We start from the raw sequence: 15,157 nt of genomic DNA, 5'->3' as shown, positions 1-15,157 counted from the left end.
CCCCTATGTCACCGACGGCACAACCAATGCGACGATCCCCAAGACTGTGGACAAGGACGAGCTGACGCTCGAGGAGGCCGCTCAGCTGATCGACGAGCGGGCGGCGAAGGGTCCGGCGAAGAAGAAGCGCAAGGCTCCGGCCAAGAAGAAAAAGGCGCCGGCGAAGAAGAAGCCCGCCGCGAAAAAGAAGGCGAAGAACTAAGCGATGCAGGAGCTATCCGGTTTCAAACTGCTGGATGGCGATTGGGACAAGGAACTCGCGATCGCAGTGACTCGTTCACCAGATCGTATCCGAATCATATGCCCGTTCATAAAACTGCGAACAGCTCGGCGGATCAAAGCCCAGTCGAGCAATGTTCTCGAGGTGATAACGCGGTTTGATTTGAATGGGTTTTACAAGGGCGTAAGCGACATTAGTGCGTTGATGTATTTCTTGGATTCGGGGGCCGAAGTTCGCGGGATCAAAAACCTCCACTCCAAGCTTTTCATATTTTCGAATGATTGTGCGATTGCAGGCAGCGCTAACCTTACCGAAGCTGCGATCACGCGTAATCACGAATTTGGCTTTGTTACGGAGCGCTTGTCGATAGTTAAACACTGCCACGAATATTTCGAAACTTTATGGACGGCTGCAAAACGCGGAATCTCCACCGCTGATCTGGAGAGATGGTTGGCAAAAATCGAATCTGCCAGCCAAAAAGCAAATTCGACTTCTGTTATTTTGCCCGATTACGGCGAAAAGTATGGCGGTCGCCAAAGCAGTTTTGCCGGACAGCAGTCTGCTGCTCCGCGCGGCGAACCCCTTGTTCAGCATTTCGTCAAATTTTTCGGTCGAGCCACAGATCGAGCTGAACTCTCCGACACCGTTGAATTTCACGTTCGAAGGAGCGGATGCAACTGGGCGTGCACGTATCCGAAAGGAAGGCGTCCTCGACAGGTAGAAGACGGCGCACGAATGTTTATGTGCCGGATGACCGCTCAACCCAATGATTACAGGATATTCGGAAAAGCGCTTGGGCGCTCCTATCGCGACGGGATTGATGATGCCACGGCGGCGGAGATTGCCCGACGGCCATGGAAAGCCGACTGGCCGCATTACATCCGCGTTTGGGACGGCAAATTTTTGAACTCCAACTTAGCTCATGGAATATCTTTGGAGGAAATGATGTACGAGCTTGGGCCTCAGAGCTTCTTGCCGACCTATCGAAACTATCTGCTTGGCGAAGGGAACACCGACCCTCGAAGATCGCTGATGCGAAAGCCCCATATGCAGTTGACGCCGCAGGCGGCGATATGGTTGGAAGAGCGCCTTGAACAGGCGTTTCTAAGGCACGGGACTTTGGATCTTGCGGATCCAAAGTTCGATCAGCCAAAAAATCCGGCTATTTGGACCCAATAAACGTTAGCTCAGATGTCCCGATAGCAGCCAGAGCGTCCAGCCGATCAGCGCGGCCATCACGATCCACGTCAGGATAACGCCCAGCGCGCGGGTGAGCGGCGGGCCGCCTTCGGGCTTGGGATTGTAAAGCCCGTGAACGTGCAGCAGGCGGGCGACGATGAACACGCCCGAAGCGATCATCAGCCCCATATGGTCGGCGCGGCTCAGTTCCAGCAGCGCGACGAGAATGATGACGATCGGCGCATGTTCGGCGAGATTGCCGTGCGACCGGCAGGCGCTGGTCAGCCGTTGATCGTCCCCGAAGCCGTGCGCCGTGAGTGTCCGGAAGCGCTGGCGCACGGTGTCGATCGCGAGCAGCAGCAGGAGCGCGCCCATCGCGGCGGCCAGAGCGGCGGTAACGGGCAAGGTCATGGCGTTTCTCCCCCTAGAGAGTGACGAGCCGATCGTCCCCGAGGCTCGTCATCAGCCCGACCAGTCCGCCGGCTTCCACGTCCGGTCCCAGCTGGCCGATTTCCAATCCTGACAGCGCAATGCCGCCCTGACAAGCGATCAGCCGGACGCCGAGGTGGGTAGATTCCGTGCGAATTTCGGCGAGCGTCGGCAGGCCGCAGGCATGGCGATCGGCGTCGCGCGGCGCGGGCGAGCGTTCGGCGAGCAGGGCGACGGACCGGCCTTCGAGGAAAATGCGTGCGCCCGCGCCGGTCGCGGCATGCGCCGCGGCGATCGACAGGGCCGAAAACAGCCGCTCGGGATCGTCGCTCGTCAGGATGATCGTCAGGCCGCGCATATCGGGCACCCCGGGTCCTTGGGAAGCGCGAGCGTTCGCGCGCGCAGGCTCAGCGCGTCGAACAGCAGCAGCTTGCCGGCCGTGTCCTCGCCGAAGCCGGTGATCTGGCGGATCGCCTCCATCGCCGCCATGCTGCCCATAATCCCGGCCAGCGCGCCGAGCACGCCCTGGTCGGCGCAGCTGATATCGGACCGGTGGGGATCGCCCCCGACGAAGCAGCGATAGCAGGGCTTGCCCGGCTCCCAGCCGCGAAAGGTGCCGAGCTGTCCCTCGAACTGGCCGATTGCAGCCGAAACGAGAGGAATGTGTCGGCGGCAGGCTTCGTCGGCAACGAGCAGGCGGGTCGCGAAATTGTCGGAGCCGTCGACGACGACGTCAGCGCCATCGAGGAAGCTCCCGATATTCTCGGCGGTCAGCCGCCGGTCGAGCGTTTCCACCGCGGTGTCGGGGTTGAGACGCGCAACCGCCTTGGCGGCGCGCGCGACTTTCCCGGCGCCGATATCGTCGGTTCCGAACAGCGTTTGCCGCTGGAGGTTGGACAGGGCCACGACATCGTCGTCGATGATCCGCAGCCGGCCGATACCGGCGGCCGCGAGATACTGGATCAGCGGCGAACCGATTCCGCCCGCGCCGACGATCGCGACCATCGCTTCGAGCAGCGTCTTCTGCCCTTCGCCGCCAATCTCCTTGAGAACGATATGGCGGGCGTAGCGCTCCAGCTGGCCGTCGGAGAGCGTCATCTGCCGGTGGAGCCGAACCCGCCTGATCCCCTTTCGGTATCGTCGAGCGTGTCGACTTCGGTCAGCGCCGCGCGCTGGACGGGCGCGGGAACGAGCTGGGCGACGCGCTCGCCGCGCAGGGCGGAAAAGGGTTCGGATCCCAGATTGGCGAGGATGATCTTCACCTCGCCGCGATAGTCGCAGTCGATCGTGCCGGGCGTGTTGAGGCAGGTCACGCCGTGCTTGAGCGCCAGCCCCGAACGCGGGCGCACCTGCACCTCATATCCTTCGGGGATCGCGATCGCGAAACCGCTGGGCACGGCCATCCGTTCGCCCGGCTCCAGCGTGAAATCCTCCGCCGCCACGACGTCCATTCCCGCGGCGCCGGCGCTGGCATAGGCGGGCATCGGGAGGCCCTCGCCATGCTCCAGGCGTTTGAGCCGGATGGCGATATCAGGCAAGCGCATCGGCGATCCTTTCGGCGAGTTTGCGGGCGACGTCGCGCTTGGGCATCTGCGCCCAGCTTTCGACGCCCTCGGCGGTGATCACATGGACGCTGTTGTCGCTGCCGCCCATCACGTCTCCGGAGACGTCGTTGGCGACGATCCAGTCGCATCCCTTGCGATCGAGCTTGGCCTTGGCGTAGCCAACGACCTTGTCGGTCTCGGCGGCGAAGCCGATCAGCAGTCCGGGGCGTTGTTCGTGCCGACTCAGGCCGATGAGTATGTCGGGATTCTCGATGAGGTCGAGGTGCGGCGCGCCGCCCGTTTCGCCCTTTTTGATCTTGCGCGGCGACGCCTCCGCCCGCCAGTCGGCGACGGCCGCGACCAGTATCGCGACATCGGCCGGCAGTGCCGCGTCGACGGCCGCGTTCATCTCCCGCGCGGTCTCGACATCGATCCTTTTCACGCCGCGCGGCGTTTCCAGCGACACCGGGCCGGAGACGAGCGTGACGTTCGCGCCGAGCCGGGCCAGCGCACCGGCGATCGCATAGCCCTGCTGCCCCGAGGAGCGGTTGGCGATGTAGCGGACCGGGTCGATCGGTTCATGGGTCGGCCCGGCGGTGACGAGCGCATGTTTGCCGGCGAGTGGCTGTACGGCGTTCGAACCGCTACCCTCGAGCATGTGCTCGATCTCGGCGAAGACGGCTTCCGGCTCCGGCAGCCGCCCTTCGCCATATTCGCCGCAGGCCATCGGACCCTCGTCGGGATGGAGCACGATCACGCCGTCTTCCCGTAGCCGCTCGACATTGCGTCGCGTGGCGGCATGCTCCCACATGCGCACGTTCATCGCGGGCACGATCATTACCTGCGTGTCAGTGGCGAGCAGAAGCGTCGTCGCCAGATCGTCGGCGATGCCCGCGGCCATCTTGGCCATCAGATCGGCGGTAGCCGGGCAGACGACGATGAGATCGGCCTCGCGCGAAAGCTGGATATGCCCCATCTCGGCCTCGTTCTTGAGGTCCCAGAGGCTCGTATGGACCTGTTCCTCGGACAGCGCGGCCAGCGTCATCGGCGTGACGAACTGCGCGCCGCCATCGGTGAGCACGCAACTCACTGCGCCGCCGGCCTTACGGATCAGCCGGATCAGCTCGCAGGACTTGTACGCGGCGATGCCGCCGCCGATCACGAGCAGGACGCGTTTGCCGTTCATGCCGGACGATGTGCGCATTCGAAGCGATATTGTCGAGTCATCGCGGCGATGGCGAGCCCCATTCCACGGCGTCGATCTCGTCCAGCGTCAGCGGGTGTTCGAGCTTGAAATCCATCGTCGCATATTTGCGATCGACCGTCGCACCATGCTTTTCCGCCAGATCGACGAGCGGCCAGTAGAATTCCTCGGTACCGGTCGGTCCGTCGGACTTGTTGAGGCCGATGAACAGCTCTCCCGGATAGTTGAGATGATGGGCGCAAAGATAGCGAATGAGGCCTGCCCATTCCGGCAGTTTCCAGCGCTTCGAGCGATCCTTGAACACATCGAAGACCTGGCCGTTGATGACGATGAGGTCGAACTTGCCGATCGCGGCTGGTAACGGCTTGCCGAGTTCGACCGCTCCCTCGACCCGATCGATCCCGAACAGCGCGAGCAGATCGCGATAATGATCGGGCTCCGGCATGTCGAAAGCGAGCGTTTGGTGGCCATGAGCCTTGGCGATCGCTAGGAACTGGCCGCCGCCCGATCCGATATCGAGGATGGAGCAAGGCGGACGGCGGTCGAGGTCGAGCAGCCTCGCCAGGCGCGAGTGGATCATGAACCAGGGCGCCAGGTCGATATATTTCGTCGTCGCGCGCTGTTCGTTTTCGCGGATCTGCGCGGCATATTTCTCCTGAAGCGCCACATAGCGTTCTGCATCGACGCTTTCGGCCACACGGTCGTAAATCGCCATCTGGCGGGCGTCCTCGATGACGGTCCGCCATGCCTGGAGACGCTCGCCCAGCGGTTCGAGCGGTTTGTAGATGACGCCGTCCTTGTCCGGCCTTGGCGGCTTCTCCGGCTGGTCTTTGCGCAGCTTGCGAAACCCACTTACCCCGAAAACCAAAACCAGCTCCCTGCTATTCCAAGGCCGGCGCCCAACATCGCGACCAGCCCGTATTTCCATCCATTGCCGATCGTCACGACCTCGACTTCCCGCAAGGGCGGAGCCGGGGGCGCGGCCCCGCGCTCCGGTATCTCGGCTTCCAGTCGCCGGACCAGTTGGGGCAGGCGCGCAAGCGTGTTCAGATCGTCCCGGATGCGGTCCGCGATCGCCGCCTCCGGCCCCAATTCGCTGCGCAGCCATTCACCAACGAAAGGCTTGGCCGTTTCCCACATGTTGATATCGGGATCGAGGCTCGTTGCCACGCCCTCCACCATCACCATCGTCTTCTGCAGCAGCAGCAGGTGCGGCTGGGTCGGCATGTCGAAGTCGCGGGTGATGCCGAACAGGCCGTCCAGCATCTGCCCGATCGAGATGTCCTTGACCGGCAGCCCGCGGATCGGCTCGCCGACCGCGCGAAGCGCCGTCGCAAATTCCGCGACATTGTGATGCGGCGGGACATAGCCGGCCTCGAAATGGATTTCGGCGACGCGTCGATAATTGCCGGTGATCAGACCGTAGAGAATTTCCGCCAGCCAGAGGCGGGCGCGGCGGTCGACCCGGCCCATGATCCCGAAATCGATCGCGCCGATCTTGCCGTCGGGCAGCACGAAGAGATTGCCCTGGTGAAGATCGGCGTGGAAAAAGCCCTCCGAGATCGCCTGCCGCAAAAAGGCGCGGACGAGTTTCGTCGCCAGTGCCTTGCGGTCGTGGCCGGCGGCGTCGAGCGCGTCGCGGTCGGATATCTTGATCCCGTCGAACCATTCGAGCGTCATCACTCGCCCGCCGGTTCGCTGCCAATCTATCCGGGGGATGATGAAATCGGGCTCGGCTTCCATGCCGTCGGCCAGTTCCGACGCCGATGCCGCTTCGCGCCGGAGATCGAGTTCGCGCGCGGTCCAGCGCTTGAAGGTTTCGATGGTCAGGCGGGGACGGAGCCGCGCCAGCTCGCCGCCCATCGCCTCGACCTGCGCCGCGGCCCATTCATAGGTTTCGATATCGCGTGCGAATATCTTCTCGATACCGGGGCGCAACACCTTGATCGCCACGGTCCGGCCATCGGTCGTTACGGCCTTGTGGACTTGCGCGATCGAAGCCGCGCCGACGGATTCGGGGTCGATGCTGGAAAACAACTGGTCGATCGGCCGGTCGAACGAGCGGGCGATGGTCTCCTCGATCTGCGCGAACGGGACGGGCGGCAATCGGTCCTGGAGCCGCAGCAGGTCGTGCGTTGCCTCCTCGCCGACGAGGTCCGGGCGGGTCGCCAGCGTCTGGCCGAGCTTGATCGCCGCTGGCCCGATCGCCTGCAATGCGTCTGCATAGGCCGGCTGTTTGGGCACCCGGGCACCGAAGCGCGCAATGCGGATCATGCGCCGGACCGGCACCGGCGTGAGCGGATCGCGTTCGATTCCGCTCAGCGCGCCATGCCGCGCGAGCGTCCGGCCCCATTTCAGCAGCCGCCAGATATGCGTGCGGGGACGGGTCAAATCCGATAGCCGCTATGGATGGCGACCAGTCCGCCCAGCATCGGCTCGACCGCGCATTGGACGAACCCAGCCTCTTCGATCATCGCCCTGAACTGTTGCATGTCGGGGAAGCGGCGAATCGATTCGATCAGATAGCGATAGCTGTCCTCGTCCTTGGCCAGCGCCTCGCCGATCTTGGGCACGATCTTGTGCGAATAGAGGTCATAGGCCTCGGCGAATCCCGGCCAGAGCGTCGTCGAAAATTCGAGGCAGAAAAACCGGCCGCCGCGTTTGAGGACGCGATGCGCTTCTTCCAGCGCCTGCTGGATGTGGGTGACGTTCCGGATTCCGAAGGCGATGGTGTATGCGTCGAAGCTCCTGTCGGCGAAGCTCAGCTCCTCGGCATTCTCCTGCGCCCAGACCAGGCCCTCGATCCCGCGCTTCTTCGCCCGGTCCAATCCGACCTGCAGCATTTCGGCATTGATGTCCGCGACCGTTACCGCGGCGCCCGATTTCGCGAGGCGGAAGGCGATGTCGCCCGTCCCCCCGGCCATGTCGAGAATCGCCTCGCCGGCGCGGGGCTTCATCCGGCGGACGAACCGGTCCTTCCACAGCCGGTGCATGCCGCCCGACATCGCGTCGTTCATCAGGTCGTAGCGCGCGGCGACGCTGGAGAAGACTCCGCCGACGCGGCGCGTCTTTTCGTCGGGCGCCACGTCCTGATAGCCGAAGGAGACGTTTTTTTCGTTCATGCTTGTCCGCCAGATGGGAAGGCCTGTTCCTCTAGCCAAGCCTTGCCGTGCCCGCAAACGCATCTTAGCTGAAAACGATGCCCGAGCTGCCCGAAGTCGAGACGACCGTCCGCGGTCTGGATCCCGTGTTGCGGGGACAGCGGCTCGTATTGATCGAACCGCGGCGGGCCGATCTGCGGCGGCCGATCCCGCCGGACCTGCGCCAGCGGATGACCGGTGCCACGGTAACGGGGCTCGGGCGCCGCGCAAAATACGGCCTTATCGAAACGGACCGGGGCGATACGCTGATCTTCCATCTCGGCATGTCGGGCCGCTGGCGGCTCGAGCCGGACGAGATCGGCGCGCACGATCACCTGCTGATCGAAACGGCGTCGGGACGGCGGCTGACGCTGAACGATCCGCGGCGGTTCGGTTCGCTCGATCTGGTGCCGACCGATTCGCTCGCCGCGTTCCCGCCCTTTGGGAAGCTTGGGCCGGAGCCGCTCGGCCCGGACTTCACGGCACCCTATCTGGCCGCCGCCTTTGCCGGTCGGTCCGGTCCGGTCAAATCGCTGCTGCTCGATCAGCATATCGTCGCGGGTCTTGGCAACATCTATGTCTGCGAAGCGCTGCATCAGGCGCGTATCGCGCCAGGCACCGCGGGGCGGCGAATCCGGCCGGCGCGACTGGAGCGGCTGGTGTCGGCCGTTCGCGAGATCATCGCGGCGGCGATCGAAGCCGGCGGGTCGAGCCTGCGCGACTACGCCCAGCCCGATGGCGAACTGGGCTACTTCTTCAAACGCTGGCGCGCCTATGGCCGGGAAGGGGAATCCTGCGGTTGCGGCGGCCGGATCAGGCGGCGCGTCGATAGCGGTCGGTCGACCTTCTACTGCCCCCGATGCCAGCGTTGAAATCTCGCTCCTCCACTTGACCTGAGGCGCGGTCATGGCTAGGTGCCATGCGCTTTCGGTGCGGCGGATGCTGCGCCTTTTTATTTTGACATGATCGAGGTTCATTATGGCCAACACGCCGCAGGCCAAGAAACGTATTCGCCGTAACAACCGGCGCTCTGTTGTTAACACCAATCGGGTGAGCCGCATTCGCACGTTCATCAAGCAGGTGGAGTCGGCCGTCGAAGCCGGCGACAAGCAGCAGGCGACGCAGGCGCTGCAGGCGATGCAGCCGGAATTGGCGCGTGGCGTTTCCAAGGGCATCTTCCACAAGAACACCGCCGCGCGGAAACTGTCGCGCCTCTCGAAGCGCATCGCCGCGCTCAAATAATCGCGTTTCGCGAACGCGACCCCGGGTCCGCTCATTCGGACGGCGGGCAGGAAATTTTTTTCAGAATAGTTACACTTGGAATCTCAACGAGTCGCACGATTCGAGAATCGTTTGTGCAGCGTAATAATTCGAAAAAAATATAATGAAAACAAAGTATTAACAGTCGATCCGACAGGATCGGCAGCTCTCCGTGTCAACCCCAATTATTTCATTTTTTTGACGGTCGGCCCCCTTGCCTTGGGCGCGTTAACAATTCATCAAACAGCCTCTCGGTCGGTAGCGATTCTTCCCGGCCGACACAGTCGCCAGGAAAGAGTGCGATGCGAAAATGGGGATTTTCGCAAGGCCTTCTTTGTGTCCGGTGACCGGCGAGACCCAGGCTGACATGACAGGGCCCGGCTCGATGAGGATAGAGATGCTTAAGGGGAGGGTTGTTGCGTGCGGCATGATACAGGTCTCGAAAACACTGACACCGAAACCGTGAATGCGCGACAGCCTTTCGAAGCCGCCTGGGAAGCGATCCGAAACGGGCTGCGCCGGGATCTCGGCGCGCGGACGTTCGATCACTGGCTGAAACCGATGAAGATGATCGGCTTCGAAGAAAAGGCCGGCCGGATTCAACTCGAGCTGCCCTCGCATTTCATGGCGGACTGGGTTCGCGAACATTACTCCGATCGCCTTCGCTATGCGTGGCGCGCGACCGTGCCGAGCGTTCGCGAAATCGATATCGCGGCCGCCGAGGGCGCTTCGCGTCCGGCGCTGTTCATCGTCGGCGAGGAAGATGTCCTGCCGCCGACGGAACAGCTCTCCGGCACCAGCGGCGACAGTATCGGGACGCCGCTCGAAAACCGCTACGTCTTTTCGAACTTCGTCACCGGGACGGCGAACGAGGTGGCCTTCAACGCCGCCCGGATGATGGCCGATGCCGGCGTGCCGATGTTCAGTTCGCTCTACATCCATGCCGGAACCGGTCTCGGCAAGACGCATCTGCTTCATGCGATCGGTCACGAGTTCCTACGGCAGAAGCCGCGCTCCAACGTTCTCTACATGTCTGCCGAAAAGTTCATGTACGAGTTCGTCTCGGCCATGCGCGAGAAGGATACGATCGGCTTCAAGCAGAAGCTGCGCTCGGCGGACCTGCTGCTTGTCGACGACGTCCAGTTCATCGCCGGCAAGGAAGCGACGCAGGAAGAATTTTTCCATACGATCAACGAGATAATCGCGACCGGCCATCGGCTCGTGATCAGCGCCGACCGGCCGCCGCACGAACTCGGCGCCGTCGACAAGCGGATTGCGTCGCGGCTGGCCGGCGGCCTGGTCACCGACCTGCGGCAGCCTGATCTCGATCATCGCCGCCGCATCGTCTCGCACAAGCTCGCGCAGATGCCGCAGGCCGACATGCCGCAGGACGTTGCCGATTTTCTCGCCCAGCGTTTCTCGGCGAGCATCCGCGAACTGGAAGGCGCTCTGACCCGGGTGGTTGCCTATTCTCTGCTTTCCAAGCGGCCGATCGATCTCGCCTTCGCGCAGGAAACACTCGCCGACCTGTTGCGGCATTCGCAGCGCCGGATCACGATCGACGAGATCCAGCGCAGCGTCTGCGAGCATTACGGCATCCGCCACGCCGAAATGACGTCGGCACGCCGTGCCCGCGAAGTCGCGCGGCCGCGCCAGGTCGCCATGTATCTGGCGAAACGGCTGACGCCCCGGTCGCTGCCCGAGATCGGCAGGCGCTTCGGCGGCCGCGATCACACGACGGTGATCCACGCGATCAAGCGGATCAAGGAATTGCGCGCCGCGGACAGCGAACTCGATTCGGACGTCCGCTCACTGCTGCGCAAGCTTGAAAACTAGGCCACTGTTGCCAAAGCGGCGTTTTGGTCATTTTTCGACAAGCCAATCGTCTAGACCGTTTTCGGATAAATAGCGCCTAGCCTCCTTCGGATTCGAAAAGCGATCAAGCATGATGTCGGAATTGCGTTTCCGTGTCCGAAACTCGTCAAGTTTGTCCGGGTCTAGCTTGAGGAAAGACGCGATACGCCCGATTCCGACGCGCGTTCGGGCCTCGGTGTAATCAATCATCATATAAGGCGCGCTGCTTTTCTCGACTTCGGCCGTCCAGTGAGCGTAGACCGCATCCCACCACTGCACATGATAGCTGAATTCCAGCGCATCGAATTCGACTTTCGCCTCGCGCTTGTGCTGACCGGCCGATAGGGCGCCCTGACCGGTTGCCTTTGCGATTAGGCCTGACGAAAAGGCTGCCAGCGCGTTGCGTCGCGTCAGAATTACCGACTTCAGTTTCATCCCGATTATCCGCGCGGTCACCGCGCGATCCACCGGGCCCATATGATGCTTGAATCCGACCTGCTTTCGGTCGGAAAAAAGCGTCATTACCGCCTCGTGAAACTCCGCGATATCAGCGATGCGCCGATCCGCATCGTCCCATTTCGCCGGCAGGCTGGCCATGCGGCCTGCAATTTTGTCGTCCGGCGATCGTTTTGCGCGCGCACGCCAATCGAGCCAGCCTCTGGGCGTGAATATGGCGGAAAGGCAGACCGCGTCCGGATGCGTATCCAGCCTGGTTTGAACCATGGTCGAGCCAGTGCGCGGCATGGAAAAAAGAACGAACGGCTCGGCCAGATTGACCTCCGGTCAGCATTGTCCGCCAGTCCGTCCGACTGGCATACTTACTTTGGACGGTCCCAAGAGGGATTGGCAATGGTGAACCAAGCCGACGGTGCGGAGCTTTTCATTCCCCGATCTATCGACGCCACCAGGATCGGTGGGCGGCGAATTCGTTCATGGGCTGTTTGCGGATCTTGCGGGCGGGTTTATCACCCGTCTTCGCGCGGCAGCACCGTGATCCGTACTTCCTCGCCCGAATTGCCGGGGAAGTTGGTGAACATCGCCTCGACCAAGTTGGGCACGAGTTCGGTCAGCGCGTCGTCGCGCGACCGGGCCCGCGCCCGGCCTTCGAACACCGGCTCACCGTCCGCTATGCGCGCGATCCGGAGATCGAGTTCGCTCGTGTAAAGCGTGTAGCTGCGGATCTCGGGATAGCCGAAACCGCTGTCGAAGAACGGGTCGTACCAGCCGTAATAATAGGGCGAGCGCCATCCCAGCCGGCTGTAATAGGGGCTGTAGAAGAGCGACCGATGCCCCCAATATCCGCGATGGAAGCCCGGTGTCGTTACGATCCGCTCGCGTCCGTCATCGACGCCATAGTCCATCGTGACGACGAGCGTCGCATCCTGTGGCGAGCTTGCCGGCGTATAGCCATATTGACTGAGTTCGGCCGAAACGAGATTGGCATAAGTCGCGAATTCGAGGCTGTCGGCTTTGCCTTCCTCGGCCGGCTGGATGAAGAAGCTCTGGCCCTGCGGGGCGGGCATCTGCTGGAAGCGGGCCACATCGGCCCGGAACGGAGTCGTGCAGGCCGCGAGCGCGAGCAGCGCCAGCGGCGCGGCCAAAGCGAGAATTTTCCGTGACATGGCGAGTCTCCGAAAGCGATTACACAAATAACATAATAGCTTGCGAGAATATACCAAGCCGCCTGAACCGGAATTGAACGTTTGGTGAACGTCCGCGCCTAGCGCCCGCTCAGCAGTCCGAGCGCCCGATAGGCGTCCGAAAGGATCGGTGCGCCCATCGTCGCCGCCCTTTCGGCCCCGGCCTCGAGGATCGCATCGAGCGCCGCATGATCGTCTTTCAGCGCCTTGAAACGGCTCGATATGGGCGCGAGCACGGATACCGTCAGATCGGCGAGCGCCGGCTTGAAGTCGCCGAAACCCTTGCCGGAAAATTCGTTCAGCACGGCGTCCGGCGCGACATTCGAGAGGGCCGCGTAGATCGTTACCAGGTTCTGCGCTTCGGGTCGGCCCTCCAGCCCGTCCATCGTTTCGGGCAGGGGGTCGGGGTCCGTCTTCGCCTTGCGCACCTTCTTCGCGATCGCGTCGGCATCGTCGGCAAGATTGATCCGGCTCATGTCGGACGGATCGGACTTGGACATTTTCGCAGACCCGTCGCGGAGCGACATGATCCGCGCTGCGGTCTTGCCGATATAGGGTTCGGGCAGGGTGAAGGTTTCGGTGCCGGTGTCGAAGTTGAACTTTTCGGCGATGTCGCGCGCGAGTTCGAGATGCTGCTTCTGGTCCTCGCCGACCGGCACATGGGTCGCGCGATAGAGCAGGACGTCAGCCGCCTGGAGCACCGGATAGGCGAACAGCGCGATCGACGCGCCTTCGCGATTCTTGCCGGACTTGTCCTTGAACTGGGTCATGCGGTTGAGCCAGCCCATCCGCGCCGTTCCCGAGAGCAGCCATTGGAGTTCGGCATGAGCGGGGACGCGCGCCTGGTTGAACAGGATCGCGCGGTCGGGATCGATGCCGGAAGCGATCAGCGCGGCCGCCATCTCGCGGGTGCTCGCGCTGAGCTCGGCGGCGTCGACGGGCATCGAGATCGCGTGAAGATCGGCGAGGAAGAACAGGCATTCCCCCTCGTCCTGCATCTTCACCCAGTTGACGATCGCGCCGAGATAGTTGCCGAGATGGAGATTGCCGGTGGGCTGGATGCCGGAAACGACGCGCATCAGGGTATGGCCTTTCGCTTGAGGAGCAAGGCGATCTTGGATCGATCGATGGCGCCGGTGAGCGCCGCGGCGCCGAAATAGACGAGCATTCCGGCGCTGACCAGTGCGGCGATGGAGAGTATCCGCTCGATCACGCTGCCGCCGAACCAGTCGCTGAGTGGCGGCACGAGATGGAAGAGGAGGGCGGCCATGACGCCGGTGGCGAGCAACTGGCTGATCAGTCGGCGGACCAGCGCCGTTTCGAGCTGGTAATGGCCGCGTTTCCACAGGATCGTATACAGCATGGCGACGTTGAGCCAGGCGCCGATAGCGGTCGCCGAAGCGATGCCGACGATACCGAGCCGGTCGATCAGCAGCGCGTTGAAAGTGATGAAGAAGACGAGCACGATCGCCGCCGCATAGACCGGGGTACGGGTATCCTTGCGGGAGAAGAAGGCCGGGGTCAGCACCTTGATCAGCACATAGGCCGGCAGTCCGGCGACCAGCGCGGTCAGGACGTTGCTCGTGATCCGGGCGTCTTCGGCGTCGAACTGCCCGCCGAGAAAGAAAGCGTTCACGAAGGCCGGCGCGCAGATCATCAGCGCGGCAGCCGCCGGAAGGGTCAGCAGCATCGCGAGCTCGATCGCGTTGGACTGGACCCGGTCGGCCTGCGCCTTGTCGTCGGCGCCGATATGGCGGGACAGCGCCGGCAGGATCGCCGTGCCGAGCGCAATGCCGATCACGCCGAGCGGCAGCTGGTTCAGCCGGTCGGCGAAATTGAGATGGCTGACCGATCCGCTGGGTAGCTGGGTCGCGAAAAACAGCTGGACGAGCTGGCTGATCTGATAGACGCCCGCGCCGAACGTCGCCGGCAGGATGATGACGCCGAGTTCGCGGACGTCCTTGGTCAGGCGCGGACGGTGAAGCCGAAGCTTGAAGCCGCTGCGTTTCATCCAGAACCACAGCCAGAGCAGCTGGACGACGCCGCCCAGCGCCACGCCGCCGGCGAGAAAATAGGCGACCACGATATCCTCGCCGTCCCTGCCGCGAACATAATCTCCGATCAGGATCGAGGCGTCGTCGCCGATCAGCAGCGCCGCGATCAGCACGATATTGAGCAGGATCGGAAAGCTCGCGCCGGCCGCGAAGCGCGACATGGAGTTGAGGATCGCCGCGAGCAGCGCGACCATGCTGATCAAGAAGAGATAGGGAAAGGTGATCCGCGCCAGCGCGACGGTCAGTTCGAACTTGCCGGGCACGTCCTGAAAGCCGCTCGCCATCAGCCAGATGATGGCCGGCATCGCGATCTCGAACAGCGCCACGAACAGGATGAGCACCGGCACGAAGACCGAGACGACTTCGCTCGAAAACCGCTCGGCGTCTTCGAGCTCGCCGTCCTTGCCAAGCTTGCGGCTGAACAGCGGGACGAAGGCCGCCGCGAACGCGCCTTCGGCGAACAGGCGCCGGAAGATATTGGGCAGCTGGAAGGCGACGAAGAAGCTGTCCGCCGCCATGCCCGGCCCGAGAATCCGGGCCAGCAGCATGTCCCGCACGAACCCGGCGATGCGGCTGACCAAGGTCAGTCCGCCGATCGTCCCGGTTGCCCGGATCAAGTTCATGGCGTCCGGC

17 protein-coding genes are annotated in these 15,157 nt (G+C 63.0%); 5 read left to right on the top strand and 12 right to left on the bottom strand.

Going from position 1 to position 15,157, the window contains the following annotated elements; translation table 11 throughout:
• Both ACTS1X_RS11410 and ACTS1X_RS11405 read left to right on the top strand, forming a co-directional pair.
• On the top strand, positions 1 to 202 hold a 202-nt coding region (locus tag ACTS1X_RS11410), incomplete at its 5' end, for a topoisomerase C-terminal repeat-containing protein (protein ID WP_442614515.1).
• A 3-nt stretch (positions 203 to 205) separates the two neighbouring features.
• Entirely contained in the window at positions 206 to 1,399 is a 1,194-nt protein-coding gene (locus ACTS1X_RS11405; protein ID WP_442614514.1) for a phospholipase D-like domain-containing protein, read from the top strand.
• Positions 1,400 to 1,402: 3 nt separating this feature from the next.
• Here the strand turns inward: ACTS1X_RS11405 and ACTS1X_RS11400 are convergent, their stop codons facing one another.
• The 8 genes from ACTS1X_RS11400 to ACTS1X_RS11365 are packed head-to-tail and all read right to left on the bottom strand — an operon-like array spanning position 1,403 to position 7,698.
• Entirely contained in the window at positions 1,403 to 1,810 is a 408-nt protein-coding gene (locus tag ACTS1X_RS11400; protein ID WP_442614513.1) for an MAPEG family protein, read from the bottom strand.
• Positions 1,811 to 1,823: 13 nt separating this feature from the next.
• The gene (locus ACTS1X_RS11395; protein WP_442614512.1) at positions 1,824 to 2,195 is read right to left on the bottom strand and encodes a hypothetical protein; all 372 of its coding nucleotides are present in this window, start codon (positions 2,193 to 2,195) and stop codon (positions 1,824 to 1,826) included.
• Positions 2,174 to 2,926 (bottom strand): HesA/MoeB/ThiF family protein, encoded by a 753-nt coding sequence (locus ACTS1X_RS11390; RefSeq protein ID WP_442614511.1) that lies wholly within the window; start codon positions 2,924 to 2,926, stop codon positions 2,174 to 2,176. Before ACTS1X_RS11390 ends, ACTS1X_RS11395 begins: the two co-directional genes overlap by 22 nt.
• On the bottom strand, positions 2,923 to 3,372 hold the full coding sequence (dut, locus tag ACTS1X_RS11385; protein ID WP_442614510.1) for a dUTP diphosphatase: 450 nt from the start codon (positions 3,370 to 3,372) through the stop codon (positions 2,923 to 2,925). Before dut ends, ACTS1X_RS11390 begins: the two co-directional genes overlap by 4 nt.
• Positions 3,359 to 4,558 (bottom strand): bifunctional phosphopantothenoylcysteine decarboxylase/phosphopantothenate--cysteine ligase CoaBC, encoded by a 1,200-nt coding sequence (coaBC, locus tag ACTS1X_RS11380; protein ID WP_442614518.1) that lies wholly within the window; start codon positions 4,556 to 4,558, stop codon positions 3,359 to 3,361. The genes dut and coaBC overlap by 14 nt, the downstream gene beginning before the upstream one ends.
• A 37-nt stretch (positions 4,559 to 4,595) precedes the next feature.
• Entirely contained in the window at positions 4,596 to 5,444 is an 849-nt protein-coding gene (locus ACTS1X_RS11375; RefSeq protein WP_442614509.1) for a class I SAM-dependent methyltransferase, read from the bottom strand.
• Positions 5,429 to 6,967, bottom strand: coding sequence for a 2-polyprenylphenol 6-hydroxylase (gene ubiB, locus ACTS1X_RS11370; protein WP_442614508.1), 1,539 nt, complete (start codon positions 6,965 to 6,967; stop codon positions 5,429 to 5,431). The genes ACTS1X_RS11375 and ubiB overlap by 16 nt, the downstream gene beginning before the upstream one ends.
• Positions 6,964 to 7,698, bottom strand: a complete 735-nt coding sequence (locus ACTS1X_RS11365; protein WP_442614507.1) for a class I SAM-dependent methyltransferase — start codon at positions 7,696 to 7,698, stop codon at positions 6,964 to 6,966. Before ACTS1X_RS11365 ends, ubiB begins: the two co-directional genes overlap by 4 nt.
• Positions 7,699 to 7,775: 77 nt before the next feature.
• Between ACTS1X_RS11365 and mutM the strand changes: the two genes are divergently transcribed.
• The 3 genes from mutM to dnaA all read left to right on the top strand — a co-directional run bounded on the left by mutM (position 7,776) and on the right by dnaA (position 10,812).
• Positions 7,776 to 8,588 carry a bifunctional DNA-formamidopyrimidine glycosylase/DNA-(apurinic or apyrimidinic site) lyase gene (gene mutM, locus ACTS1X_RS11360; RefSeq protein WP_442614506.1) on the top strand — a complete coding sequence of 271 codons (813 nt, stop codon included), beginning with the start codon at positions 7,776 to 7,778 and terminating at the stop codon, positions 8,586 to 8,588.
• Between the two features lie 106 nt (positions 8,589 to 8,694).
• A complete protein-coding gene (gene rpsT / locus ACTS1X_RS11355; protein WP_442614505.1) occupies positions 8,695 to 8,958 on the top strand; it encodes a 30S ribosomal protein S20 in 264 nt (87 codons plus the stop codon).
• A gap of 480 nt (positions 8,959 to 9,438) precedes the next feature.
• Entirely contained in the window at positions 9,439 to 10,812 is a 1,374-nt protein-coding gene (gene dnaA, locus ACTS1X_RS11350; RefSeq protein ID WP_442614517.1) for a chromosomal replication initiator protein DnaA, read from the top strand.
• A 27-nt stretch (positions 10,813 to 10,839) separates the two neighbouring features.
• Here dnaA and ACTS1X_RS11345 read toward each other — a convergent pair whose 3' ends face one another.
• The 4 genes from ACTS1X_RS11345 to murJ form a co-directional block, all read right to left on the bottom strand.
• Positions 10,840 to 11,574, bottom strand: a complete 735-nt coding sequence (locus ACTS1X_RS11345) for a hypothetical protein (protein WP_442614504.1) — start codon at positions 11,572 to 11,574, stop codon at positions 10,840 to 10,842.
• 221 nt (positions 11,575 to 11,795) lie between these two features.
• On the bottom strand, positions 11,796 to 12,452 hold the full coding sequence (locus ACTS1X_RS11340) for a DUF4136 domain-containing protein (RefSeq protein ID WP_442614503.1): 657 nt from the start codon (positions 12,450 to 12,452) through the stop codon (positions 11,796 to 11,798).
• A gap of 98 nt (positions 12,453 to 12,550) precedes the next feature.
• Complete coding sequence (gene trpS, locus ACTS1X_RS11335) at positions 12,551 to 13,549, bottom strand: tryptophan--tRNA ligase (protein WP_442614502.1); 999 nt, start codon at positions 13,547 to 13,549, stop codon at positions 12,551 to 12,553.
• Positions 13,549 to 15,147 carry a murein biosynthesis integral membrane protein MurJ gene (murJ, locus tag ACTS1X_RS11330; protein WP_442614501.1) on the bottom strand — a complete coding sequence of 533 codons (1,599 nt, stop codon included), beginning with the start codon at positions 15,145 to 15,147 and terminating at the stop codon, positions 13,549 to 13,551. The genes trpS and murJ overlap by 1 nt, the downstream gene beginning before the upstream one ends.
• Positions 15,148 to 15,157: the final 10 nt, after the last annotated feature.

Source organism: Parasphingopyxis sp., from assembly GCF_052168275.1.
In the GTDB taxonomy this organism is placed as follows: Bacteria; Pseudomonadota; Alphaproteobacteria; order Sphingomonadales; family Sphingomonadaceae; genus Parasphingopyxis.
This window is presented reverse-complemented; position numbering and strand designations above follow the sequence as displayed.

Coding starts and splice junctions, on each gene's coding strand:
- ACTS1X_RS11405 (WP_442614514.1), top strand. CDS start 206: ATGCAGGAGCTATCCGGTTTCAAACTGCTGGATGGCGATTGGGACAAG.
- ACTS1X_RS11400 (WP_442614513.1), bottom strand. CDS start 1,810: ATGACCTTGCCCGTTACCGCCGCTCTGGCCGCCGCGATGGGCGCGCTC.
- ACTS1X_RS11390 (WP_442614511.1), bottom strand. CDS start 2,926: ATGACGCTCTCCGACGGCCAGCTGGAGCGCTACGCCCGCCATATCGTT.
- dut (WP_442614510.1), bottom strand. CDS start 3,372: ATGCGCTTGCCTGATATCGCCATCCGGCTCAAACGCCTGGAGCATGGC.
- coaBC (WP_442614518.1), bottom strand. CDS start 4,558: ATGAACGGCAAACGCGTCCTGCTCGTGATCGGCGGCGGCATCGCCGCG.
- ACTS1X_RS11365 (WP_442614507.1), bottom strand. CDS start 7,698: ATGAACGAAAAAAACGTCTCCTTCGGCTATCAGGACGTGGCGCCCGAC.
- mutM (WP_442614506.1), top strand. CDS start 7,776: ATGCCCGAGCTGCCCGAAGTCGAGACGACCGTCCGCGGTCTGGATCCC.
- rpsT (WP_442614505.1), top strand. CDS start 8,695: ATGGCCAACACGCCGCAGGCCAAGAAACGTATTCGCCGTAACAACCGG.
- ACTS1X_RS11345 (WP_442614504.1), bottom strand. CDS start 11,574: ATGCCGCGCACTGGCTCGACCATGGTTCAAACCAGGCTGGATACGCAT.
- ACTS1X_RS11340 (WP_442614503.1), bottom strand. CDS start 12,452: ATGTCACGGAAAATTCTCGCTTTGGCCGCGCCGCTGGCGCTGCTCGCG.
- trpS (WP_442614502.1), bottom strand. CDS start 13,549: ATGCGCGTCGTTTCCGGCATCCAGCCCACCGGCAATCTCCATCTCGGC.
- murJ (WP_442614501.1), bottom strand. CDS start 15,147: ATGAACTTGATCCGGGCAACCGGGACGATCGGCGGACTGACCTTGGTC.